Origin of the sequence: Nonomuraea sp. NPDC048826, assembly GCF_043198225.1 — a bacterium.
GTDB lineage: Bacteria > Actinomycetota > Actinomycetes > Streptosporangiales > Streptosporangiaceae > Nonomuraea.
This window is the reverse complement of the sequence record NZ_JBICUQ010000006.1, coordinates 230108-253718: the sequence shown is the minus strand read 5'-3', so window position 1 is coordinate 253718 and position 23611 is coordinate 230108. Positions and strand designations below refer to the sequence as shown.

Genomic DNA, 23611 nt, shown 5'->3' with positions numbered 1-23611 from the left:
TCAACGTAGCGCCGCGCCCCTCCCTTTTCCACCAGCCGCTCTCAGAGCGCTTCGGTGCGCTGCGCGGCCTGGTACACCTCCATCGCCTCGTCACCGAAGAACGGGCCGAACATGAAGCCGGGCGCGAAGTCGTACGTGAAGCTGTTGACCGAGTTCAGCATGCCGACCCCGGTCGCCGCGTTGAACCCGAGGAACCAGGCGCCGCCGCTGGACCCGCCGGTCATGTTGCAGCGCACCCCCTGGCCCCGGGTCGCCACCGGGTCGTTGAACGCCCGGCCGCTGCAGTAGATCAGGTCCGACCCGTCGAACGGCGCGGCCGCCGGGTAGCCGAACGCGAACATCTGCTGCTGCCTCGCCTGGTTGAACGCCACCCCCTGCCCGCCCACGACGTCGGTGAGCGTGCGGCCCTGCAGCGGCGCGACCACGGCCGCGGCGATGTCGAAGTTGATGTCCTCGCGGGCGTTCCACTGCTGGGTGGTGAGCAGCCTGGTCGCCACCCAGGTGCCGAACGGCCGCCGGCCGTTGTCGAAGCCCGGCACGAACGCCACGTTGCGGTGCGCGGCCCCGTTCAGCTTCACGCAGTGCCCGGCGGTCATCACGACGCTCTCGTTCGCGCTGGTCACGGCGGTCCCGGAGCAGGAGGCGTTGGCGCCGTCGGCGGTGGTGAAGAACAGCCGCCCGCTGGTGCGCACGACGGCCCCGCCGTCGGTCCAGCGCAGGCCGCGGCTGTTCGGGATAGCCGCCTGGCGGGTGACGCCGTCGCGGGCCGAGTCGGGCGTGCCCTGGGACCGCCACCCGCTCCGCTGCCCCGACGTGCCCCTGGCCGACCACGGCTCGCCTCTGGTGGGGCCGCTCGACCGGGCTGCGCGGCGGGGGGCCGCCATGGTGTCCATCGGCTGCGCGGCCAGCATCCGCTGCGTGGTCCAGTACTGCGAGACGGTCCTGCGCTCCGACCACGAGTCCGCGCCGGCCCACCGGACGGGCCGGTGATCGGCCGTACCGGTCGCCTGGGCCTGGGCGGCGGGGACGAGCGCGCCCGCGACGGCGAGCGCGGCGGCGGAGATCAGGGCGACTCTGCGGTGCATGACGTACCTCCCGAAGACCGGAATCTGCCGTCATGAGGTACGCACGGGCCCCGCCATCCCGCTCAAGGCGATCGCGTACGGGTATGGCAGGAGGTCGTCGATCACCCACTTTGTCCAATCAGACGCGAAAGTCGGTCATGCTTCCGCGATTAGGCCCTCCTCGGTCGGCGTAACCCGGGTTACATTCACGTTGATTTGCTCCCATTTATCCCTCACGTTGACCGAAGGGAGAGGCATGAGAGCGAGAACCGCGATCGCGGCCATGACTGCTGCGGCGATCCTCATGCCGGCCGCGGCCGCCCAGGCCACGGAGACCGCCAGCGCCCCGCCCCCCGACGACCGGTTCCAGAAGGTCACGCTCAACGACCATCCCGGCGAGCCCATGGACCTGGCGGTGCTGCCCGATTCCAGGGTGCTCCACACGACCAGGAAAGGCGAGGTCTGGTTACACGACCCGAAGACCGGGCTCAACACACTGGCCGCCGAACTCGACGTGTACCAGCATGACGAGGAGGGCCTGCAGAGCATCGCCCTCAGCCCGGGCTTCGGGCACGGATCCAAGAAGGACGACTGGGTCTACCTCTACTACTCCCCGCCGCTCGACACCCCGGTCGACGACCCCGCGACGCCGGACGTGAACGAGGGCGACGCCCCCTTCACCGGCACCCCCGCCGACTTCGCGCCGTTCAAGGGCCTGATCCGGCTGTCACGCTTCCGCTTCGCCGGCGCCAGGATCGACCTGCGCAGCGAGCAGCGCATCCTCGACGTGCCGGTGGACCGCGGCATCTGCTGCCACGTCGGCGGCGACATCGTCTTCGACGCCAAAGGCAACCTCTACCTGTCGACCGGCGACGACACCAACCCGTTCTTCTCCGACGGCTTCACCCCGATCGACGAGCGGCCGGACCGGAACCCGGCGTTCGACGCCCAGCGCAGCTCCGGCAACACCAACGACCTGCGCGGCAAGATCCTGCGCATCAAGGTGAACGACAACGGGTCCTACTCGATCCCCAGCGGCAACCTCTTCCGCCGCGGCACCCCGAAGACCCGGCCCGAGATCTACGCGATGGGCCTGCGCAACCCGTTCCGCATCGAGCTGAACCGGCGCAACGGCGACCTCTACGTCGCCGACTACTCGCCCGACCAGCGGGTGGCCGACCCCGCGCGCGGCCCGGCCGGAACCGGCAAGTGGACGATCATCCGCAGGGCGGGCAACTACGGCTGGCCCTACTGCGCGACGGCGCGGCTCCCGTACACCGACTACGACTTCGCGACCGGGGCGTCCGGCGCGGTGTTCGACTGCGCCGCGCCCGTCAACGAGTCGCCGCACAACACCGGCCGGCGCGAGCTGCCGCCCGTCGTCCAGCCGGACGTCTGGTACTCCTACGGGCTGTCGCCGGAGTTCCCCGAGCTGGGCACCGGCGGCATCGGGCCGATGGCCGGCCCCGCCTACGACTTCGACCCGCGTGACACGCGCGGCCGCGACGCCGTGGGCTGGCCGCGCTACTACGACGGCGTCCCGCTGTTCTACGAGTGGACCCGCGACTACGTCAAGGCGTTCCACCGGGACGGGCGGATCGAGGACGTGCTCCCCTCCGTCGTCTTCGACAACCCGATGGACATGGAGTTCGGCCCCGACGGCGCGCTCTACGTGCTGGAGTACGGCGACGGCTTCTTCTCGGAGAACCCCGACGCCCAGCTCGCCCGCATCGACTACATCGGCAACACCGGCAACCACACCCCCGTCCCGGCCGCCGCCGCGTCGGTGACCGCGGGCCTCGCGCCGCTCACCGTCCAGTTCACCAGCGCCGGCACCACCGACGCCGACGGTGACAGGCTCCGGTACGCGTGGGACTTCGACGCCGACGGCAGGGTGGACTCCCGCAGCCCCGAGGCGTCGTACACCTTCACCGAGAACGGCCTCTACAACGCCACCCTCCGGGTCAGCGACCCGAGCGGCAGGTCGGCCTCGACGTCGGTGCGGATCGTGGTGGGCAACGACACCCCGGTCGTGGAGATCCTCCGCCCGGCCGAGGGCGATCCGTTCAGCTTCGGCGACGTGGTCGAGTTCGAGGTGCGGGTCACCGACGACCAGCCGGTCGACTGCGCGAACGTGACGGTCGACTACATCCTCGGCCACGACGACCACGGCCACCCGCAGACCACGGCCCGCGGCTGCGTCGGCTCCATCCAGACCACCGAGCCGGGCGGCCACGACCCGGAGAACGACGACCTCACCGGGGTGTTCGTGGCGAGCTACACCGACCCCGGCACCGGCGACCTCCCCGAGCTGACCGGGACCGACCAGGTCGTCCTGCAGCCCACCCGTTAGGAGATCCACCATGTGCTACGGCTACGGCCCCAGCCGACGGTCGCTGCTCGCGGCCGGGCTCGGCCTCGGCGCGGCGGCGTTCGCCGCCACCTCTCCCGCCGCCGGCGCGAACCCGCACCACCCGGGCAAGGGACGCCACCGCATCCCGCCGGGCCAGATCAGCATGCAGCTCTGGACCGTACGCGACGATCTCGCGCAGAACTACGACGCCACCCTCGCCTATCTCGCCGAGATCGGCTACCCGCGGATCGAGGTCGCCCTCGGCTACTTCGGGCGGACGGCGAAGCAGCTCCGCGAGTTCCTCGACGGGCTCGGCATCCACGCGACCTCCAGCCACGACGGCATCAGCCCCGACGACGCCGCCCTGGAAACCAAGATCGAGAACGCGCTGACCCTCGGCCAGTCCTACATGGTCGTCCCGTACCTGAACTCCGACAGCCTGGACCAGTGGAAGGCCTGGGCCGAGCGGATGAACGTCGAGGCGCTGGCCGCCCGCAAGGCGGGGCTGCGGTACGGGTACCACAACCACGCCCACGAGTTCACCATCGACCTCGGCGGCGGCCGGACCCCGTGGGACGTGCTCACCTCCGAGCTCGACCCGCGCCTGGTCCACCTGGAGATCGACATCTACTGGGCGGTGACCGGCGGCGTCGACCGCGGCGTCCGCGACCCGGAGCGGTTCGCGATCGACGTCATCCGGCGGGCGCCGCAGCGGGTGCTGCAGTATCACGTCAAGGACCGGCACCTCGACGGCGACATGGCCGACCTGGGCACCGGGACGATCAACTTCCGGCGGGTGTTCGACGCGCACACCGTCAAGGAGTACATCGTGGAGAACGACACCCCTGACGTGACGCCGCGCCAGACCTCCGAAGTCGGCTACCGCTACCTGCGCAAGCTCCGTTACTGACGCGGGGCGTGCCGGGCGGACCTCTCAGGGGGTCCGCCCGGCGCCGGCGGCGATCAGCGCCGCCGCGTGCTCGCCGATCATCATGGCGTCCAGCGCCGTCGGGGCCCGCAGCGGCACGGGCACGATCGACAGGTCGGCGATCCGCAGCCCGTCGACGCCGCGCACCCGGCAGTCCTGCCCGACCACGGCCTCGGGGTCGTCGTCCGGCCCCATGGCCGCGCCCCCGAGGACCGCCAGGCGGCTGAACGTCATTTCGCGCAGCAGCCCGTCGAGCCGCTCGTCGTCGGCGACCACCGCCGCGTCCACGCCCGCGAACCCGGTCACGGTCCTGGCGAACGCGTCGTGCCCGGCGATCGACCAGGCGTGCCGGTAGGCGTCGCGCATCCTGGCGAGATCGCCGGGGGCCGAGTAGAAGCCCAGGTCGACGCGTATCCCGGACCCGGCGAGCGTGACGCTGCCGCGCGAGGCCGGAGCGAGGTCGCCGATCATGATGGCGACCAGCACCGGCCCGCCGTCCGGCGGCGGCCCCGCGAACGGGCACAGGTAGAAGCCCTCGTCCTCGGCGTGCCCGGGGATCGCCGCCAGCCGCGCGATGACCTGGGTCATCGGCGCGTCCGCCGGCACCGTGCCCGGCGCCGGCAGGCAGGGGATCACCGCGCCCGGCTGGTCGTACAGCCGCCGCCCGACCCCGGGCAGGTCGGCGAGCACGTCCACGCCCGCCGCCCGCAGCTCGCCGGCGGGACCGATGCCCGAGCGGAGCAGCAGCGCGGGCGTCAGCGGCGTCCCCGCCGCCAGGATGACCTCGCGCGCCGCGATCGTCTCCCCGCCCGCCAGCACCCCGCGCGCCCGCCCGTCGCGGACCACGACCCGCTCGACGGTGAGGTCCGTGCGCACCGTCAGGTTCTCGCGGGCGCGGGCGGGCGCGAGGTGCGTGACCGCCGTCGACATGCGCGCGGTCCCGCGCCTGTTGTGCGGGTACGGCCCGATGCCGGACGCGCCGGGCGCGTTCATGTCGTCCTGGTACGGGTGACCTGCGGCCATCACCGCCTCCACCAGCCCGCGCACCGGCTCGATCCACCGCTCGACCGGATCACGCGTGATCGGCACGGGCCCGTCGGCGCCGTGGTAGGGCCGGTCGCCGAACTGCAGGTCCGTCTCGACCCTGCGGTACGACTCCAGCACCCGGTCCCACGCCCACGCGGGCAGCCCGAGCCCGGCCCAGGCGGCGAAGTCGCGCACCGGCGCCCGCACCGCCCCCATGCCGTTGACCTCGGCCGACCCGCCGACCACCTTGCCCCTGGCGAGCCCTTCCACCCGCCCGCCGGTGACCTCGGCGCGCAGCCCGCAGTCGTACGCGCCGTCCCCGGTCCGGTCGGGCCCCGCCTCCAGCAGCAGCACCCGCCGGCCGGGGTCCTCGGACAGCCGCGCGGCCAGCACGCATCCCGCCGTCCCCGCCCCGACGATCAGATGGTCGACGTCCACGGAGCCGACCGTACGGGACCCGCGGCGATCTTTCTTGGACGAATCTGACCGGCGGCGTTTTGTCCTGGTTGATAGCTATACGCTGTCGCGCGTGACCACAGCAGTCCCCACCAGGCTGGGCCCCCGCCACTGGACGGCGATGATCGTGCTCGGCTTCGTCGGGCAGGTCGCCTGGACCGTCGAGAACATGTACCTCAACGTGTTCCTGTACGACACGATCACCGACGACCCCACCGCCATCGCCACGATGGTCGCCGCCAGCGCGTTCACCGCCACGCTCGCGACGCTGCTGGTCGGCGCGCTGTCCGACCGCACCGGCCGGCGCCGGGTGTTCGTCGCCGCCGGTTACGTCCTGTGGGGGCTGTCCACGGCGGCGTTCGGGCTGGTCTCGGTGGACACCGTGGCGAACCTCGCGCCGGCCGCGAACGCCGCGCTGCTCGCCATGATCACCGTGATCGTGCTCGACTGCGTCATGTCGTTCCTCGGCTCGGGCGCGAACGACGCCGCCTTCCAGGCGTGGGTCACCGACGTGACCCGGCCGGCCAACCGGGGCCGGGTGGAGTCCGTCCTGGCGATCATGCCGCTGGTGTCGATGCTGGCCGTCTTCGGCGCCCTCGACCCGCTCACCCGGGCCGGGCAGTGGCGGGAGTTCTTCCTGCTGGTCGGGTCGGTCATCACCGTGGTCGGGGTGGTGGCGTGGTTCCTCGTCCGCGACCGGCCCGCCCTGCCCCGGGCGCGCGGCGGCGCCCTGGACGCGGTCTTCCACGGCCTGCGCCCCGGCGCGATGCGCGCCAATCCCGCCCTCTACCTGCTGCTGGCGGCGTGGGCGGTGTGGGGCGTCTCCACGCAGGTGTTCCTCCCGTACCTGATCATCTACATCCAGCGCTATCTGCAGATCGAGGCGTACGCGGTCGTCCTCGGCGTGGTGCTGACCGGCGCGTCCGCGGTCACCGTGGGGTGCGGCCGGCTGATCGACCGCGTCGGCAAGGGCCGTTTCCTGCTGCCCGCACTCGGCGTCTACGCCGTCGGGCTGCTGGCGATGTGGCCGGCGCGCGGCCTGGTCCCGGTCATCGCGGCCGGGCTGGTGCTGATGTCCGGCTTCATGCTGGTCGCCGCGACCATCGGCGCGCTGGTCCGCGACCACACACCGCCCGAGCGCGCCGGACACGTCCAGGGGTTGCGGATGGTGTTCGCGATCCTCGTCCCGATGCTGGCCGGGCCCTTCATCGGGGCGCTCGTCATCCGGGGCGCGGACGCCTACTACGAGGACCTGGGCGTGCTGAAGCAGGTGCCCACGCCCGCCGTCTTCCTGGCCGCCGCGGCGGTGCTGCTGCTGGTCGCCGTCCCCGTCAGGGCGCTGCGCAAGAGAGAGATCGTATGAGCACGTTCACCCGCTGGGGCAAGGCGCTCGACCCCGACGCGGTCCTGCCCGAGTACCCCAGGCCCCAGCTCGTCCGTGACAGCTACCTCAACCTCAACGGCCGGTGGGACTACGCCATCACCGGCGACGAGCGGGAGCCCGGGACGTACGACGGGCGGATCGTGGTGCCGTTCTCGCCCGAGGCGCCGCTGTCCGGCGTCGGCCGGCAGCTCATGCCAGGCCAGACCCTCTGGTACCGGCGCGACCTCACCCCGCCAGACGGCACCGGCGGCCGGGTCCTGCTGCACTTCGGCGCGGTCGACCAGACCTGCCGGGTGCTGCTCAACGGCGTCGAGGTCGGCCGCCACACCGGCGGCTACCTCCCGTTCAGCTGCGACGTCACCGACGCCCTGCGCGACGGCGGGAACGTGCTGACCGTCGCGGTGCGCGACGACACCGACACCGGCCACCACGCGCGCGGCAAGCAGAAGCTGCGGCGCGGCGGCATCTGGTACACCCCGCAGTCCGGCATCTGGCAGACCGTGTGGGCCGAACGCGTGCCCGACGTGCACGTCGAGCGGCTCACCCTCACCCCGCACCTGGCCGACTCCTGCGTCGAGGTGACCGTGCACGCCGCCGCGGGGGAGGCGGGCGTCGAGATCCTCGCCGCCGGGTCCGTCGTCGCCCGCGCCACCGTCCCGGCCGGGCGGCCGGTCCGGGTGCCGATCCCGGACGTGCGGCCATGGAGCCCGGAGGACCCCTTCCTGTACGACGTCACGGTGGAACTGGGCGCCGACCGGGTGCGGAGTTACGTGGGCATGCGCTCGTTCGGGGTGGGGACGGACCCGGACGGGGTGCCCCGGCTGCTGCTCAACGGCCGGCCGTACTTCCACGCCGGGGTGCTCGACCAGGGCTACTGGCCCGACGGCCTCTACACGCCGCCCTCCGACGAGGCGATGGTGCACGACATCGTCACCATGAAGCGGCTCGGCTTCACCATGCTGCGCAAGCACATCAAGATCGAGCCGCTGCGCTGGTACCACCACTGCGACCGGCTCGGCATGCTCGTCTGGCAGGACATGGTCAACGCCGGCGGCCGCTATCACCCGCTGGTCGTCACCGCTCCGGCGGTCGTCCCGTTCCACCTGCCCGACCGCTGGTTCGGCCGGGCGCACCGGGAGCGGTTCCGCGCCGAGCTGCGCGAGACGGTGGAACTCCTGCGCAACGTGGTGAGCATCGCCGTCTGGGTGCCGTTCAACGAGGGCTGGGGCCAGTTCGACGCGGCCCGGGTCGCGGCGGAGGTGGCCGCGCTCGACCCCACCAGGACCGTCGACCACGCCAGCGGCTGGCACGACCAGGGCGCGGGCGACCTGCGGAGCCTGCACGTCTACTTCCGCCGCTTCCGCGTGCCGCGCCGCCGCGACCGCCGGGTGCTCGTGCTGTCGGAGTACGGGGGCTACAGTCTGCGCGTCGACGGCCACACCTTCAACGACCGCACCTTCGGCTACCGGCGCTACGACACCTCCGACCGGCTGGGCGCCGCCTTCGCCCGGCTGCACGCCGACCAGATCGTCCCGGCCATCCCGCGCGGCCTGAGCGCCACCGTCTACACCCAGCTGTCCGACGTCGAGGACGAGCTGAACGGCCTGCTCACCTACGACCGGGAGGTCATGAAGCTGTCGGAAGACCTGGTCCGCGCGGTCAACCTGCGACTGACACTCCCGTGAAGGAGAGCCGCTGTGGGAAGTGCCCTTGACCTGCTCCGCGCCGACGACCGGACCGCCGCCTGGGTCGCCGGCCTGGCGGCCGACGACTCGCCGGACGTCGAGATCGTCCTGCCGGACGCCCTCACCCTGCTCGACCTGGGCGTGCCGCACGAGGAGGTCAACGAGATCCTCGCGCTGGCCGGGACGTTCCGGGCCGACCCGGAGCTGTGGTGGCTGCTGGAACGCTGCGCCCGGCTGCTGGTGCGCGGCGTGGGGGCCATCGAGGATCCCTTCGACCTGCCGTACCTGCCCGCCGGGCTGGGCGCGGCCGGCCGCTATCTGCACCTGTTCGCCTTCGTCGCGACGCTGCCGTACGTGCGCGCCTACCACCGCGAGCGCGGCGTCCCTGCCGACGTCTCCCGGCACACCCTGGCCGACCTCGGCCGCAATGTCGCCGTCCACCGCAGGCGGCACGGCGTGGGCGGGGTGATCCAGCCCTTCTGGATCAAGCTGCACTTCCGCGGCGAGCTCTACCAGCTGGGCCGGCTGCAGTTCCAGCGCGCCACCCTGGGCACCCGCATGGGGACGGCCGTCGCGGGCGTCCTGCCCGCCGGGCCGGGCTCCCCCTCGCTGAACCTGCACATCCCCGACTTCTCCGGCCCGTTGACGCCCGCCGCCGTCGACGACTCGCTGGCCCGCGCCCACGCCTTCTTCCCACGCCACTTCCCCGACGAGCACTACACCGTCGCCACCTGCTTCTCCTGGCTGCTCGACCCCCAGCTCGCCGACCACCTGCCGGCGAGCTCCAACATCGTCGCTTTCCAGCGCCGCTTCCGCCCCGGCTACCCCCAACAGGAGCCGTACGACGAGGGGCCGATCGAGTTCGTCTTCGGCGACCCCGCCCTGCCGGTGGACGCGCTGTCCCCGCGCACCACGCTGGAGCACGTCATCGTCCGCCACCTGCGCGACGGCGGCCACTGGTACGGCGGCAACGGATGGTTCCCGCTCTGACGGCTCAGGCGGGCACCGGCTGCCTGCCGCGCCACTCGACGACCGGCTCGGGCTGAGCCAGAAGACGGTGCGCAACCACGTCCCGGCCGTCTTCGCCAAACTCCAGGTGGCCGACCGCGCCCAGGCCATCCTGCGCGCCCGCGAAGCGGGGCTCTGACCGCCCGTCAGCCGATCAGGCCGCGCCGGAAGGCGACGGCGACGGCCGCCGCGCGGTCGTTGACGCCGAGCTTGGCGTAGATGTGCAGCAGGTGGGTCTTGACCGTGGCCTCGCTGACGAACAGGCGGGCGGCCACCTCGCGGTTGGTCGTGCCCTGCGCGATCAGGTCCAGGACCTCCAGCTCGCGGGCGCTCAGCGGGTCGGCCGGCGTGCGCACCTGCCCGAGCAGGCGGGTGGCGACCGAGGGGGAGAGCACCGACTCGCCACGGGCGGCCGTGCGCACCGCCCTGACCAGGTCGTCGCGCTGGGTGTCCTTGAGCAGATAGCCGGTGGCGCCCGCCTCGATGGCGGGCAGCACGTCCTTGTCGGTGTCGTACGTGGTCAGGACGAGCACGCGCGACGTGATCCCGAGCCTGGCCAGCTCCTTGATGGCGGTGACGCCGTCCGTCCCCGGCATCCGCAGGTCCATGAGGATCACGTCGGGCTCCAGCGCCCGGGCCAGCTCCACGGCGCGGGCGCCGTCCCCGGCCTCGGCGAGCACCTCGAAGCCCGGGTCGCCGGCGAACATGCCGCGGATGCCGTCGCGCACGATGGGATGGTCGTCGGCGATCAGCAGCCGGATCGGGCGCTCAGTCACGGGCCACCGCCGGCACGCTCGCGGAGATCGCGGTGCCGCCGCCGGGCTCGCTCTCGATCTCCAGGGTTCCCGCCAGGCGGCTGACGCGCTTGCGCATCGAGGTCAGCCCGAAACCGCCGCCGTCCCGTACGCGCTCGGGATCGAAGCCCGCGCCGTCGTCGCGCACATCAAGTGTCACCAGGTCCTCCATGTACGAGAGCGTCAGCCCCACCCGGGACGCGCCCGCGTGCTTGGCCACGTTGGCCAGGGCCTCCTGGGCGGTGCGGAGCAGGGTCTCCTCCACCTCGGGGTGCAGGGGGCGGGCCGTGCCGGTGGTGGTGAAGCCGGCGCGCACCCCGTTGAGCTCGCTCCACCGGTCCACGACCTCGGTCAGCGCCTCGGGCAGCGGGGCCGCGTCGAGCTGGCCGGGGCCGACGGCGTGCACGGAGCGCCGGGCCTCGGCGAGGCTCTCGCGCGCCAGCCGGATCGCGTTGTCCACGTTGCGCCGCCAGTCGTCGGCCTGGTGCGCCGCCTGGAGTTGGGTGATGATGCCGGTCAGGCCTTGGGCGAGGGTGTCGTGGATCTCCGCGGCCATCCGCTGCCGCTCGTCCAGCATGCCCGCCTCCCGCGCCTGGACCAGCAGCTGGGCGTGCAGGCCCGCGTTCTCCTGCGCGGCCTCCTCCAGCCGGGCGATCATCTGCTTGCGCTCGGCGCTGCGCGCGGCGGTGATCTCGCCGACGAAGCTGAACAGGGCGACCCCGGCCACGATGCCGGCGGTGAGGAACAGGTAGGCGAGGATCTCGGACGCGACATCGGGCGGCCCGCCGAAGAAGGCCGTGACGCTGATGGCGGCCGTGGCGGTCACCCCGGCGATCCGCCACGGGCCCTTCAGGTCACGCCAGGCGTGCAGGTAGCCGATGAAGGCGAAGAAGCTGGCGAACCACACCGCCTGCGTGCAGAGCACTCCGATCATCACGATCAGCCCGATCACGTGGGCGACGCCCCGCGGCACCAGCCGGATCCAGGCGGCGGCCAGCGCGGCCAGCGCCACGGTCAGCCACGGCCGGTCGCTCCCGTTCTCCGCGATCAGCGCGAGCACCGTGGAGACCGCCAGCAGGACGTACGGCGCGGCCGCGAGCTGGCGCTCCAGCAGGCTCTCCCACCTGTCGAGCTGCGCCGTCATGTCTCACTCCCAGCGGAAGAACCTGGCCGCGACGATACTGATGGCCAGCGTGTACACGGCCATCACCGCCAGCGGCAGCGGATCGGCGGCGCCGCCGGCCCAGACCTGCTGCAGGCTCTGCCGGAAAGCGCCCAGGGGGGTGTATTCGCCAACAACGGCCAAGATATCGGGCATCTGGTCGATGGGCTGCATCAGCCCGGCGAGGAAGGCCATCGGGAAGTACAGCAGCACACCGATGCCGTTGGCGGTCCGCCCGTTCTTGGCCAGGGCCGCGATGAGCAGCCCGACGGCGAACATCGACCCGGTGCCGAGCAGGAAGGTCAGCGCGACCGCCGGCCACCGGGACGGCAGCTGGGCGCCCAGCAGGCCACCGGCCACGGCCAGCAACAGGCCGCAGGCGGCCACCGCGAGCACGAGCTGCAGGATCAGCTGCACCACCAGCATGCTCACCGGGCGCACCGGCGTGGCCGACAGCCGCCGCAGGATGCCCCGCTCGCGGTAGGTGGCCATGGTGGTCGGCAGCATGTACAGGCCGACCAGCCCCACCGCGATGGCCAGCGCCATCGGCACCAGGACGGTGTCACCCGGCTCGATCGAGCTGCCGAAGACCACCAGGATGAACAGCGGGATGAGCAGCGAGAACACCGCCCCGGGCTCCCGGGCCAGCAGCTTCAGTTCGACGAAGGCGAGCTTGGTCATGGAAGGTACTCCTCAGATGCCGATGGAACGGCCGGTCAGGGCGATGAACGCGTCGTCGAGGGTGCGCTTGTCGATGCGCAGGTCGCTGACGAGGACGTGGTGACGGGCGAGGTGGGCGGTGACCGCGGTGGCGAAGTCGGCCCGGCCGGTGACGACCACCCGGTCGCCGGTCCTGCTCACCCCGGTCACGCCGGGCAGGGTCTCCAGCCCGGCCGCCTCGCCGCCCATCAGCGTGAAGCTCATCCGGTGCTCGGCGTCGACCCCGTTGATCAACCCCGCAGGGGTGTCGATGGCGACCACGCGGCCGCGGTCGAAGACGGCCACCCGGTCGCACAGCTCCTCGACCTCGTCCATGAAGTGGCTGACCAGCACCACCGTCACGCCGCCCGCGCGGACCTTCTTGATCAGCTCCCAGGTGGCGCGGCGGGCCTGCGGGTCCAGGCCGGTGGTCAGCTCGTCGAGGAAGGCCACCCGCGGGTTGCCGACCAGGGCCAGGGCGATGAACAGGCGCTGCTTCTGGCCGCCCGACAGCTTCCCGAACCGGGCGTCGCGCTTGTCGTCGAGCCCCCACTCGGTCATCAGCTCGCGCCAGTCGCGCGGCCGGGCGTAGAAGGAGGCGTAGAGGTCCAGGGCCTCCCACACCTTGATGTTCTCCGGCAGCTGCGTGTGCTGGAGCTGCACGCCGACGACCTCGCGCAGCCGCCGCTCGTCCTTCACGGGGTCGAGGCCCAGCACGCTGATCGTCCCGCCGTCGGGCCGCCGCAGGCCCTCCACGCACTCCACGGCCGTGGTCTTGCCGGCGCCGTTGGGGCCGAGGATGCCGAAGATCTCGCCCTCCTCCACGGAGAACGACACCCCGTCCAGAACCTGCAGCTCTCCGTACGACTTGCGGAGGCCGGTGACTTCGATGACTGCCATGGCTCAAGCCTCGTCGTCCGGCGCCTCCGGCGAATCGACCCGCCGGCCATGATCCGCCGCGGATCCGGATGACCCGGAAATCCACCGATCGGTTGATGCGCCCGGCCGTCCGAACCCCGGGGTGAAAGTTTCACCGGTGTTTGACGAACGGGCCGTCCGGCACACATGATCATGCCTGTCTCCTGGTCAGGAGGAGGCGTCGAGTGAGGACCACTGCCCACGGCGAGGTGCACCGATGCCGAGAACCCTGCTCCGCGCCGCGTCCGCGATCGTGCTGACGCTGGCCGCGCTGAACATCCCTGCCGCCCATGCCCAGGAGGCCTCCCCGGTCGACGTGACCGTCAACACCCGAGCCGCGCTCGCTGCCGTACCCGAGACCGGTATCGGCACCAACCACGCCATCTGGGACACCAACCTGGGGACGAACGCGACCGCGGACCTGCTCAAGGCGGCGGGCGTGCGGCTGCTGCGCTACCCCGGCGGCTCGTACTCCGACATCTACCACTGGGCCGACCACACCGCCCCCGGCGGTTACGTCGCCCCGAACACCGACTTCGACACCTTCATGGCCGGCGTGCGCCGCACCGGGGCCCGCGCGATGGTGACCGCCAACTACGGCACCGGCACGGCCGAGGAGGCCGCCGCCTGGGTCAGGTACGCCAACGTCACCAAGGGCTACGGCGTCAAGTACTGGGAGATCGGCAACGAGAACTACGGCAACGGCCATTACGGCGCGGCCTGGGAGGCCGACGACCACCCCGACAAGAGCCCGGCCGAGTACGCCCGCCACGTCGTCGCCTACGCCGACGCGATGAAGGCGGCCGACCCGTCGATCAAGATCGGCGCGGTGCTGACGACGCCCGCCAACTGGCCCGACGCGATCGTGGCCGAGGGCGACGAGGGAAGCTGGAACGAGGTCGTCCTGTCGGCCGCCGGCCACAAGATCGACTTTGTCATCCTGCACTGGTATCCGGGCGCCCTCGACCGTACGGGCCACGTCCCCGACATGGTCCAGCTCACCCGCGAGCAGATCGCCCGGCACGTCGGCGCCGGCTCCGAGCGGATCGGCATCGCGATGACCGAGTTCAACACCGGATCGAGCAGCAACGGCACCAACACCCAGCCGGGCGCCCTGGCCGCCGCCGACGCCTACGCGACGTTGCTGGCCAACGGCGTGTTCTCGGTCGACTGGTGGAACGTGCACAACGGCATCGGCGCCGTGACCGAGGTGGAGGGGCACACCGACTACGGCGACTTCGGCCTGCTGTCGAGCGGGGTCTGCACGTCCGACGGCTCGGTGTGCGAGCCCGCGCTCAACACCCCGTTCGCGCCCTACTACGCGCTGCAGATGGTCGGCAGGTTCGCCCGGCCCGGTGACCAGTTCGTCCGGGCGGCGACCGACCAGCCCGCGGTCTCCGCGCACGCCGCCCGCCGTCCCGACGGCAACCTGGCGGTCATGCTGATCAACAGCTCGCGCGACACCTCGTACGCCGCCACGCTCGACTACGCCGGCTTCACCCCCGCCTCCGGCGCCCCCACCGTGCTCACCCACACCAACGGCGCCACCGCCATCAGCACGGAGACCGGCGGCACCGCCGGCAGCCGCCTGCTGCCGCCGCTCTCGCTCACCACGGTCATCCTGCGCCCGGACGCCCCCAGGCCCGGCCCCGGTGCGCCAGGCCAGCCGGTCGCCGGCGGGGTGACGGACACCGCCGCCACCATCACCTGGCCGCGGGCCGCGCCCGGCGCCCGCCCTGTCGCCAAGTACGAGATCCACCGCCAGCACGGCGCCGTCACCGAGCAGCTCGGCGAGACCGCCGGCACCTCGTTCACGGTCCGCAACCTGCGGCCCGGCACCCGCTACACGCTCAACGTGATCGCCCGCGACACCGGCGGCGGCCTCTCCTGGTCCTCGCCGCCGGTCACGTTCACCACCACGGCTCCCGCGACGAGCTCCTGCACGGCGAAGCTGACCGTCCAGTCGGACTGGGCCAGCGGCTACGTCGGCAGCATCGAGCTCACCAACACCGGCGCGCCCGTCGACGGCTGGACCCTGGCCTTCTCCTGGCCGAGGGCCTGGCAGAGCCTCGGCAGCGGGTGGAGCGCGGTCTGGACCGAGGACGGGCGGGACGTCAAGGCCGTCAGCGAGCCGGGCAACGGGGCGCTGGCCACCGGGGCGACGACCACGATCGGCTTCGTCGGCAACTACTCCGGCCCGAACGTGCTGCCGTCGGTCTTCACCCTCAACGGAAGGGTCTGTGGCACCGGGTGACAGAGAGGCGCCCCGGGACTCCCGGGGCGCCTGTCATCCGCCCGTCAAGCTTTCCCTAAGCCGGGCGAGATGCCGTGATTGATCCCTATTTGGGTGCTAGCGTCCTAATTGAGGAATCAATCAGATGAGGAGGGACGCCATGGCAGGCGGACACGGAGGAGGATGCCGTCGTCGCGGGTACCGCCGTCGTCACTGCCGTCGTAGGTGGTGGGGCTTCTACCACGACGACTACTACGACTGGGACCACTGGAGCTACTCCGGCTACTGGTGGTAAGACCTCCGCAATGACGGATCGCGACGACCAAGGGTCGCCGCGATCCGCTGTCTGGCGATTCAGCAGGTGCGCAGCATGTTGAGCAGCGCCTTCTTCTCGTTGTGGGTCACGAAGAGCCGGTAGTGGCGCTTCACGGTGATCCACGACGTCGCGTACTCGCACCAGTAGGCGCGGCGCCTCGGCCGCCAGCTCTGCGGGCCCTGGCCCCCCTTGGCGATGTTGGCGGAGTGGCTGACGGTCAGCAGCTCGGGCCGGCGCAGGTCGTTGGCGAACGCCCGCCGCTTGGCCGTGCTCCACCGCTTGGCCCCCGAACGCCAGGCGTACGCGAGCGGTACCACATGATCGACGTCCACCTGTTTCTCACTCTTGAGCCATTTCCCGTCGTACGGGCTGTACCAGCGGCCCTTGACCGGCTGGCAGGCGGAGTTCCTGCGCACCCCCCGCCCGTCACGCGCCAGCGCCAGCTGCCGCGTGCTGCACCGGCCTTTGCGGACGGCCCAGCGCGGCTGGAACTTCTGGCGGCTGTATCCGCGGATGGACAGGGGTCTGGCGACCTTGAGCTGGGCCAGCATGCGCCTGGCCGCCGCTGCTTGCTTGTGGGGTTCGGCCGCCGCCGGCGGGGTGGTGAAGGCAACGGTGATCGGGATGGCCACGAGGGTGGCCACGGCGACGTCCGCCGCCCGCCGGAGGAAGATCATGGTTTCGCCCATGCACAGCGGCATCCCCGGCCACACCCGGCGATAACCGGCCGGGCAACAGCCTCTGTCCGTCGCGATAGGTGACCTGACGGATACGTCGCGGGTTCGTGAGATGATCGAAGGCGTGTCACGCCTGCTGATCGTGCACCACACCACCTCGCCCACGCTGCACGAGCTCTTCGAAGAGGTCCGGCGGGGCGCGGCCACCGACGAGATCGAGGGCGTGGAGGTGGTCACCCGCCCGGCCCTGGCCGCCACCGCCGTCGACGTGTTCGCGGCCGACGCGATCATTCTGGGCACCCCGGCCAACATCGGCTACATGAGCGGCGCGCTCAAGCACTTCTTCGACACGGTCTACTATCCCTGCCTGGAGGAGACGCGGCGCCTGCCGTACGCCCTCTACGTGCACGGCAACAACGACACCACCGGAGCCGTCCGCGCGGTGGAGTCCATCGCCACCGGCCTCGGCTGGGAGCGGGTCCGGCAGCCGGTCACGGTGACGGGCGCGCCCGGCAAGGCCGACCTGGAGTCCTGCTGGGAGCTCGGCGCCACCGTCGCCGCCACCGTCAGCCCCGCCTGACGGCATACCCCCGGCATACCGTTCGTCCCTACGCTGCTGGCCCGCAGGTATCCACACCCGGGGGCACTTCTCACATGTTCACCCTTCTCGTCGTCCTGCTGGGCGGCTGGTGCCTGGTGATGGCGCTGGCCCCCCAGGTCGTCCATCGGATCCAGGCCTCCGGCTACCGGAACCCCGAAGCTCACGAGCCCGCCGCCTGGGTGCTGGTCTTCACCCGGATCGCGGGGATCTTCTGCAGCGCGCTCGTGTTCCTGGTCCTCCTGCCCGCGGCGATCGACCGTGACATGAACCCGGTCAAGGACGAGCCGGCGCCGCTGCAGACCACGGACACGATCTTCACCTCGCCCCCGCGCACGCCCAAGTGCCTGCTGGACTTCGACGCCTGCGGCGACGGCTTCCTCGAGTACGACTGAGCCGCCGTCACACCGGACAGCTCCGGGGGCCGATCTGCTGTCCGCCACCGACGACGGCGACCTGCACCTCGCCTCCCGGGGCCATGGCCGCGGCCGTGCACACGATCTGGTCGACGGCCAGGGCCGACAGCTCGTCGACCGGGGCCGACAGGGCCACCACCAGCCGGCCCTCCGGCTCGGTGGTCAACGAGAACGGGACGGCCTCGGCCGGGACCTCGGTGGTGAACCCGCGTGCCCGTTCCCTCTGGGTGGGCCCGGCCGCCAGCAGCGCCAGCAGGTCCGCCTCGAACAGGGGACGACCGCTCCCGGTCCGCCGCACCATGCCGACCCGGCCGTCCTTCACCAGGTAGAGGACGCTTCCCACGGCCGGCGCGACGGCTCCGCTCGGTGGGCTGCCCGCGGGGATGACGCCGCTGGGCCGCACCCCGCAGCCCGCCACGGCGGCCAGCGCCACCAGGATGGCGGCGAGCGCGTGCCGGGCGCGTCCGGCCCTCATGCGCCTTCTCCTTCCGGGTCGGGTGCCCGGCACGGCAGGCGCAGCGTGAACACCGCGCCGCCGTCCGGGGCGTTGGCGACGGTCAGGTCGCCCCGGTGCAGGCGCGCGTTCTCCCGCGCGATGGCCAGGCCGAGGCCGCTGCCCTCGGACCTGGCCCGGGCCGCGCTGGCCTTGTAGAACCGGTCGAACACGTGCGGCAGCACCGCCTCGTCCAGCCCCGGCCCGTGGTCGCGCACCTCGACAGTGATCCACCGGGGGTCGGCGGAGAGCCGCACCGACACCGGCGGCGCGCCGTGCCGCAGCGCGTTGCCGACCAGGTTCGCGAGGACGACGTCCACCCGCCGCGGGTCCAGCCGCGCCGTCACCCCGGCCGGCAGGCCGGTGTCCACCGACTCCGACCAGCCCCGGGTACGCAGGGTCGCGCGTACCAGCTCGGCCATGTCGACCTGGTTCAGCGCGAGAGCCGCGACGCCGGAGTCGAACCTGCTGATCTCGATGAGGTCGTTCACCAGCCCGGTGAGGTTGAGCGTCTCCTGGCTGACCAGCCTGGCGGCCCTGGCGGCGTGCGGGGGCAGCTCCACCGCCTCCTCGTCGAGCACGTCGGCGACCGCGGCGAGCGCGGCCAGCGGGGTGCGCAGCTCGTGGGACACGTCGGCCACGAACCGGCGGGCGTCGGCTTCCATCGCGCGCAACTGCTTGACGTGCCGCTCCAGTTCCGCGGCGGTGTCGTTGAACGTGCGCGCCACGTCCGCCAGCTCGTCGGAGCCGCGCACCGCGATCCTGGTGCGCAGCTCGCCCTCGCCGAGCAGGCGGGCCGCCCGGCCGAGCTCGCGCACCGGGCGCAGCACGCCCCGGGTCGCCAGCAGCGCCAGGACGACCGCGAACACCAGGGCCAGGCCGCCGGTGAGCCAGGCGCGCATGGCGAGCTCGTCGATGCTGCGCCCCTCGGGCTGCAGGCTGCGCGCGACGTAGACCTCGATGCCGGACGGCCGCGGCGTCCGGCCCCGCTCGGCGATCAGCACCGGCGCACCGATGATCAGGACGGGCCTGCCCTGCCACAGCACCCGCTGCCACGCGACGACGCCGCCGGACACCGTCTCCCGCAGTTGCGGGGAGACCGCGTCGAGATTCAGGCCGCCCCGCGAGCGCGCGTCACCGTAGAGCGCGACCCCGGCGCTGTTCCTGTCGGTCACGGTACGGACGATCTCGGCGAGCTGAGGCGGGCCGGGAGCCGGGTCCCGCAACGGGAAGAGCTCCTCCATCCGCCTCTTCAGCGCCTGGACCGCGGCGTCCTGGGCCCGCTGCAGGATGTCGTTGCGAGCCTGGACGTACATCCCGCCGGCCACCGCCGACGCGGTCACCACGCACAGCAGCGCGAACGCGGACAACAGCCGGGCACGCAGCCCCAGAGCCGGCCGGGATGCCACCGGCCGCTCACACCGGCCCGAACCGGTACCCGAACCCACGCACCGTCTGCACGTAGACGGGCGCCGCCGAGTCGTCCTCGATCTTCGCGCGCAACCGCTGCACGCACGCGTCCACGAGACGCGAGTCGCCGAAATAGCCGTGCTCCCACACCGACTCCAGCAACTGCTGGCGGCTGTGCACCCGGCCCGGCGTGCCGGAGAGTTCGAGCAGCAGGCGCAGCTCGGTCGGGGCGAGGCTGACCGGCTCGCCGCGCCGGGAGACCACCAGCCCGGCCCGGTCGATGGTCAGGTCACCGTGCCGCTCCAGCTCCGCCTGGTCACGGCCGATCCGCCGCAGCACCGCGCGGATCCGCGCCTCCAGCACCCGGGGCTGCGCCGGCTTGACCACGTAGTCGTCGGCGCCCGCCTCCAGCCCGGCCACCACGTCGATGTCGTCGCCGCGCGCGGTCAGCATGATGATCGGCACCTCGCCGATGGCCCGGATGCGGCGGCAGACCTCGAACCCGTCCATGCCGGGCAGCATCAGGTCGAGCACGACGACATCGGGCAGGTCGGCGCGCACCCGGTCGAGCCCCTGCTCGCCGGACTCCACCGCGCGCACCCGGTGCCCGTAGCGGGACAGGGCCAGCTCCAGGCCCTCCCGTACGGCCGGGTCGTCCTCGATCAACAACACTCGCGACACGCCGCCGAGTTTCACCGCATGCTCCGTAGCTCGCCGGTCAACGCTCCCACTGTCGGTCGGCGGTGTCGCCGCCTCGTCGCCGCCGTGTCATGGTCGTGTCACGGTCGCGGCGGCGACGGCCGCCGTCGATGAACGGTGACATACGGCGGACGACGCGCGCGCATTCGGCGCCAATCGTAAACCGTCATGGACGAATCACGCACCATCCCGCTCCGGCCCCGCGACCGGCTGTTCGCCGTGCTCACGCTGGTGCTCGCCGTGCTCCTGCTGCCCGTGGCGTTCCTCCGCCGTCCCGGCCACGCCCGCGAACTGGCCGGTACGTGGGCGCTGAGCCTGCGCTTCCCCGCCGAGGACCTGACCGGTCTCACCGGGGGCACCCTGGCGGCGTTCACCGCGGCCCGCACCGAGGCGCTCTGGCAGCACGGCCAGCTCATCGGCCTCACCTCGGGATACCGCGAGCCCCAGGTCCAGCAACGGATGTTCGACGAGGAGGTCCGCCGGTCCGGCTCGGTGGCCTCGGCCCGGATGCTCGTGCTGCCGCCGGCCGAGTCCAGCCATGTCCAGGGCCGCGCGCTGGACGTCCGTCCGCACGAGGGCGCCCGCTGGCTCGAGGAGCACGGCGCCCGTCACGGCCTGTACCGCATGTACGACAACGAATGGTGGCACTTCGAGTACTGGCCGGACCGCGGCGGCATCCCGCCCCGCCGCCGGCCGCACCCCGGCGTGGGCCACGTCATCGGGAACGGTGACCGGTGAAGCCCGGCCGCAGCGCGAGCAGGTCGGGCAGCCGGCCGCGGTCCTCGATGTTCAGCTTGCGATAGATCCTGTACAGATGGCTCTGGACGGTCCGCACCGAGAGCTGCAGCCGCTCGGCGATCTCCCGGTCGGAGAGCCCGCGCGCGGCGAGGCCGGCCACCTCGTGCTCCCTGCGGGTGAGGGCCGCGGGCGGCGGGGCCAGTCCGGGGGTGGAGGCGCCCTCACACATCGCGGCCAGGTCCTTGAGCCGGGTCGACGACGCCAGCGCGGACCCGGGGCGGCCCTCGGCCCGGTGGATCACGCTCGCGGTCGCCGCCGCCTCCGCGGCCCACAGCACGCACCCGGTCTCCGCCGCCTCGCGGCACACCGCGTCCAGCGCGACCGCGTCCCGCCGGGACAGCGCGGCGGCGTTCCTGGCCATGAGCGCCTGCAGAGCGCTCTGGCCCGCCGAGGCGAGCCGCTGAAGATCGTCGGTGACCACGGCGGCCGCGCCCAGCCGCGCGGCCTCGTGCAGCACCCAGGAGGCCATCAGCGGCGCCCCCACCTCCTCCAGTTCCCGGCCCTGCCTGACGGCCAAGTATGCCGCGGCCGTGACGCCCCGCTCGGCGTACCTGATCCAGACCGAGCCGCTGCGGCGCGGGGCCGCGAACCCGCCGGGGAGCGCCGCCCGCAGCCGCGCCATCGCCTGGCCCGCCCGCTCCGCGTCGCCGAGGAGCGTCTCGGCCTCGCTCAGCGCGTCCAGGCCCCACATCTGCGGATTGGCCGGGATGCCGTGGATCGGCATCAGGGCGAGCGCCTCGCGCAGCCAGCGCCGGGCGCTCTCCGGCCGTCCGGAGAGCAGGAGCACCTGCCCGAGATCGTGCGCCCAGTAGGCCCGCCAGGTCGCCGCGGTCCCCGTCGCCTCGGCCTCCAGGGCGGACCGGCCGAGTTCGATCGCCTGCGCGATCCGGCCGTCCAGCGCCAGGGCCTGCAGCAGGGCCATCCGGGTGAGCTCGGCGCGCGGGCCGGCCATGCCGTCCAGCGCCGCGTGGGCGAGCTCGACGGCGTCCCCGGTCCGGCCCGCGCAGGCGAGCGCGCGTACCTGGGAGACCGCGAGCGCGCCGAGCACCTCGCGGTCGCCGGGGTGCCGCGCGAGGATCCCCGCGCCGAGCCGCAGCGACTCGGCGACGTGCCCGACCGCGAGCGCCTGGGAGGCCCGGCTGATGTCCAGCCGCAGCCGGACCCGCGGGTCGGCGGTGGTCCGCGCGGCGGACGCCAGCGTGTCACGCGCCTCGGCGACCTGGCCGCGGATCAGATGGACGCGTGCCCGCGCCTGCAGCGCCCGGGCCCGCGCGGCGTCGTCCGGCGCGTCCGACTCCAGCGTCCTGGCCAGGTCGAGTGCGCGGGCGGAGTCGCCGAGATAGGGCAGCTCGGCCACCAGCGCCAGCCGCGACTCGAAGGAGCCGTCGGCCTCGACCGCGGCCTGGAGCAGGCGCCCGGCGAGCTGGTGGTCCAGCGCCTCCGAGGCTTCCCCCGCCGCCTCGCGCAGCAGCGCGGGATCGGCCGCCACGCCCGCCTCGACCCGCCACACCGCGATCCTGACCCGGTCGCGTCTGCGGCGCGCTCCCGTGGCCTCGACCGCGTCGGCCAGCTTCCTGCGGTGGTCGCGGCCCCGTAACGGCGGAAGCGTCGCCCGCAGCACCTCACCGTAGAGAGGATGGACGAGCGCGACGAGGTGCCGGCGCCGGTCGGGCAGGGCGGCCAGCAGCCGCTCGGCCTCCAGTGCGGCGATCACCTCGGGGGTGATGAGCCGTTCCAGGGTCTCGGCGCCGACCGGTTCGGCCAGGGCCACGAGCTCGGCCGCGGCCCGGACGGCGGGCGCGAGCCGGTCCAGGCGGGCGGCGATGGTCTCGGGCAGGTCGGCGGTCTCGAAGACGGGCCGGGTGAGCCGCCAGACCCCGTCCGTCTCGGTGAAGGCGGCGGCGGCCACGAGCTCGCGGAGCAGCAGCGGGTTCCCGCCGCTCAGCCGCAGCAGCCGGGCGGGCAGCGTCGACTCCACCTGGCCGCCGAGCGCGGTCGTGAGCAGCTCGGCCGTGTCGCCCTCGGTCAGCCCCGTCAGGACCAGGTGATCGAGGTCGCGCCACCATCCGCCGGTCCCCTCGCCGCGCACGGCCAGCACCACGGGTACGGCGGTGCCCTCGACGAGATGCCTGGCCAGGGCGGCCGACGCGGGGTCGAGCAGGTGGGCGTCGTCGATCACCAGCGCGCCCGAGCCGGCGAGGTGCGCGGCCGCCGCCGCGAGCGTCCGCGTGAGCTCCCCGCCGGCCACCCGCGGCGGCAGCAGATGCGCGAAGGGCAGCAGCGGGATCCCGCCCGGCGTGGCGAACGCCCAGTTCACCCCGGCCCCGCCGGCCTCGGCCCGCGACCGGGCCTCGGCGAGCAGCCTGCTCTTGCCGATGCCGGCCGGGCCGGTGACCACCAGACCGGGGCCCGCGCGCCCGGCCAGCGCCGCCACCAGGCGGTCGAGTTCGCGCTCGCGCCCCACCAGCGGCCAGGAGCTCATGCCCGCAGGGTA

Annotated in this window: 22 protein-coding genes; 11 read left to right on the top strand and 11 right to left on the bottom strand. The window is 72.9% G+C overall.

Annotated features, from left to right (window positions below; all coding sequences use genetic code 11):
- Positions 1 to 41: 41 nt before the first annotated feature.
- Positions 42 to 1085: a trypsin-like serine peptidase gene (locus ACGFI7_RS22940; RefSeq protein ID WP_393407685.1), complete on the bottom strand. Its 1044-nt coding sequence runs from the start codon at positions 1083 to 1085 to the stop codon at positions 42 to 44.
- A gap of 235 nt (positions 1086 to 1320) precedes the next feature.
- On the opposite strand from ACGFI7_RS22940, the gene ACGFI7_RS22935 reads away from it, so the two are divergent.
- Together ACGFI7_RS22935 and ACGFI7_RS22930 are read left to right on the top strand one after the other, a co-directional pair.
- A complete protein-coding gene (locus ACGFI7_RS22935) occupies positions 1321 to 3417 on the top strand; it encodes a PQQ-dependent sugar dehydrogenase (RefSeq protein ID WP_393407682.1) in 2097 nt (698 codons plus the stop codon).
- 10 nt (positions 3418 to 3427) lie between these two features.
- Positions 3428 to 4327: a sugar phosphate isomerase/epimerase family protein gene (locus ACGFI7_RS22930; RefSeq protein ID WP_393407679.1), complete on the top strand. Its 900-nt coding sequence runs from the start codon at positions 3428 to 3430 to the stop codon at positions 4325 to 4327.
- 24 nt (positions 4328 to 4351) lie between these two features.
- On the opposite strand, the gene ACGFI7_RS22925 is transcribed toward ACGFI7_RS22930, so the two are convergent.
- Positions 4352 to 5809: a GMC family oxidoreductase gene (locus tag ACGFI7_RS22925; RefSeq protein WP_393407676.1), complete on the bottom strand. Its 1458-nt coding sequence runs from the start codon at positions 5807 to 5809 to the stop codon at positions 4352 to 4354.
- Between the two features lie 91 nt (positions 5810 to 5900).
- On the opposite strand from ACGFI7_RS22925, the gene ACGFI7_RS22920 reads away from it, so the two are divergent.
- Genes ACGFI7_RS22920 through ACGFI7_RS22905 form a run of 4 tightly spaced genes read left to right on the top strand, consistent with a single transcriptional unit; the run spans position 5901 to position 10043 of the window.
- Positions 5901 to 7190, top strand: coding sequence for an MFS transporter (locus tag ACGFI7_RS22920; RefSeq protein ID WP_393407674.1), 1290 nt, complete (start codon positions 5901 to 5903; stop codon positions 7188 to 7190).
- Complete coding sequence (locus ACGFI7_RS22915; protein WP_393407671.1) at positions 7187 to 8896, top strand: glycoside hydrolase family 2 protein; 1710 nt, start codon at positions 7187 to 7189, stop codon at positions 8894 to 8896. The genes ACGFI7_RS22920 and ACGFI7_RS22915 overlap by 4 nt, the downstream gene beginning before the upstream one ends.
- A gap of 12 nt (positions 8897 to 8908) precedes the next feature.
- A complete protein-coding gene (locus tag ACGFI7_RS22910) occupies positions 8909 to 9886 on the top strand; it encodes an acyltransferase domain-containing protein (protein ID WP_393407669.1) in 978 nt (325 codons plus the stop codon).
- A gap of 19 nt (positions 9887 to 9905) precedes the next feature.
- The gene (locus tag ACGFI7_RS22905) at positions 9906 to 10043 is read left to right on the top strand and encodes a LuxR C-terminal-related transcriptional regulator (RefSeq protein ID WP_393408596.1); all 138 of its coding nucleotides are present in this window, start codon (positions 9906 to 9908) and stop codon (positions 10041 to 10043) included.
- A gap of 7 nt (positions 10044 to 10050) precedes the next feature.
- Here ACGFI7_RS22905 and ACGFI7_RS22900 read toward each other — a convergent pair whose 3' ends face one another.
- Genes ACGFI7_RS22900 through ACGFI7_RS22885 form a run of 4 tightly spaced genes read right to left on the bottom strand, consistent with a single transcriptional unit; the run spans position 10051 to position 13459 of the window.
- Positions 10051 to 10680, bottom strand: coding sequence for a response regulator (locus ACGFI7_RS22900; RefSeq protein WP_393407667.1), 630 nt, complete (start codon positions 10678 to 10680; stop codon positions 10051 to 10053).
- Positions 10673 to 11842, bottom strand: coding sequence for a sensor histidine kinase (locus ACGFI7_RS22895; protein WP_393407664.1), 1170 nt, complete (start codon positions 11840 to 11842; stop codon positions 10673 to 10675). Before ACGFI7_RS22895 ends, ACGFI7_RS22900 begins: the two co-directional genes overlap by 8 nt.
- Positions 11843 to 11845: 3 nt before the next feature.
- Positions 11846 to 12541 (bottom strand): ABC transporter permease, encoded by a 696-nt coding sequence (locus tag ACGFI7_RS22890; protein ID WP_393407661.1) that lies wholly within the window; start codon positions 12539 to 12541, stop codon positions 11846 to 11848.
- 12 nt (positions 12542 to 12553) lie between these two features.
- Positions 12554 to 13459: an ABC transporter ATP-binding protein gene (locus ACGFI7_RS22885; RefSeq protein WP_393407659.1), complete on the bottom strand. Its 906-nt coding sequence runs from the start codon at positions 13457 to 13459 to the stop codon at positions 12554 to 12556.
- 235 nt (positions 13460 to 13694) lie between these two features.
- On the opposite strand from ACGFI7_RS22885, the gene ACGFI7_RS22880 reads away from it, so the two are divergent.
- Together ACGFI7_RS22880 and ACGFI7_RS22875 are read left to right on the top strand one after the other, a co-directional pair.
- Positions 13695 to 15731, top strand: a complete 2037-nt coding sequence (locus ACGFI7_RS22880) for a cellulose binding domain-containing protein (protein WP_393407656.1) — start codon at positions 13695 to 13697, stop codon at positions 15729 to 15731.
- 139 nt (positions 15732 to 15870) lie between these two features.
- On the top strand, positions 15871 to 16005 hold the full coding sequence (locus ACGFI7_RS22875) for a hypothetical protein (protein ID WP_393407654.1): 135 nt from the start codon (positions 15871 to 15873) through the stop codon (positions 16003 to 16005).
- Positions 16006 to 16064: 59 nt separating this feature from the next.
- Here ACGFI7_RS22875 and ACGFI7_RS22870 read toward each other — a convergent pair whose 3' ends face one another.
- Complete coding sequence (locus ACGFI7_RS22870) at positions 16065 to 16715, bottom strand: HNH endonuclease family protein (protein ID WP_393407652.1); 651 nt, start codon at positions 16713 to 16715, stop codon at positions 16065 to 16067.
- 112 nt (positions 16716 to 16827) lie between these two features.
- Here ACGFI7_RS22870 and ACGFI7_RS22865 point away from each other — a divergent pair, with 112 nt between their 5' ends.
- The gene (locus ACGFI7_RS22865; protein WP_393407650.1) at positions 16828 to 17283 is read left to right on the top strand and encodes a flavodoxin family protein; all 456 of its coding nucleotides are present in this window, start codon (positions 16828 to 16830) and stop codon (positions 17281 to 17283) included.
- Positions 17284 to 17357: 74 nt separating this feature from the next.
- Positions 17358 to 17696, top strand: coding sequence for a hypothetical protein (locus ACGFI7_RS22860; RefSeq protein ID WP_393407647.1), 339 nt, complete (start codon positions 17358 to 17360; stop codon positions 17694 to 17696).
- A 7-nt stretch (positions 17697 to 17703) separates the two neighbouring features.
- Here the strand turns inward: ACGFI7_RS22860 and ACGFI7_RS22855 are convergent, their stop codons facing one another.
- Genes ACGFI7_RS22855 through ACGFI7_RS22845 form a run of 3 tightly spaced genes read right to left on the bottom strand, consistent with a single transcriptional unit; the run spans position 17704 to position 20301 of the window.
- Complete coding sequence (locus tag ACGFI7_RS22855) at positions 17704 to 18192, bottom strand: GerMN domain-containing protein (protein ID WP_393407645.1); 489 nt, start codon at positions 18190 to 18192, stop codon at positions 17704 to 17706.
- A complete protein-coding gene (locus tag ACGFI7_RS22850; protein WP_393407642.1) occupies positions 18189 to 19619 on the bottom strand; it encodes an ATP-binding protein in 1431 nt (476 codons plus the stop codon). Before ACGFI7_RS22850 ends, ACGFI7_RS22855 begins: the two co-directional genes overlap by 4 nt.
- Positions 19620 to 19626: 7 nt before the next feature.
- Entirely contained in the window at positions 19627 to 20301 is a 675-nt protein-coding gene (locus tag ACGFI7_RS22845; RefSeq protein WP_393407640.1) for a response regulator, read from the bottom strand.
- 186 nt (positions 20302 to 20487) lie between these two features.
- On the opposite strand from ACGFI7_RS22845, the gene vanY-N reads away from it, so the two are divergent.
- Positions 20488 to 21057: a D,D-peptidase/D,D-carboxypeptidase VanY-N gene (gene vanY-N / locus ACGFI7_RS22840; RefSeq protein WP_393407637.1), complete on the top strand. Its 570-nt coding sequence runs from the start codon at positions 20488 to 20490 to the stop codon at positions 21055 to 21057.
- On the opposite strand, the gene ACGFI7_RS22835 is transcribed toward vanY-N, so the two are convergent.
- On the bottom strand, positions 21035 to 23599 hold the full coding sequence (locus ACGFI7_RS22835; protein WP_393407635.1) for a LuxR C-terminal-related transcriptional regulator: 2565 nt from the start codon (positions 23597 to 23599) through the stop codon (positions 21035 to 21037). The genes vanY-N and ACGFI7_RS22835 overlap by 23 nt on opposite strands.
- Positions 23600 to 23611: the final 12 nt, after the last annotated feature.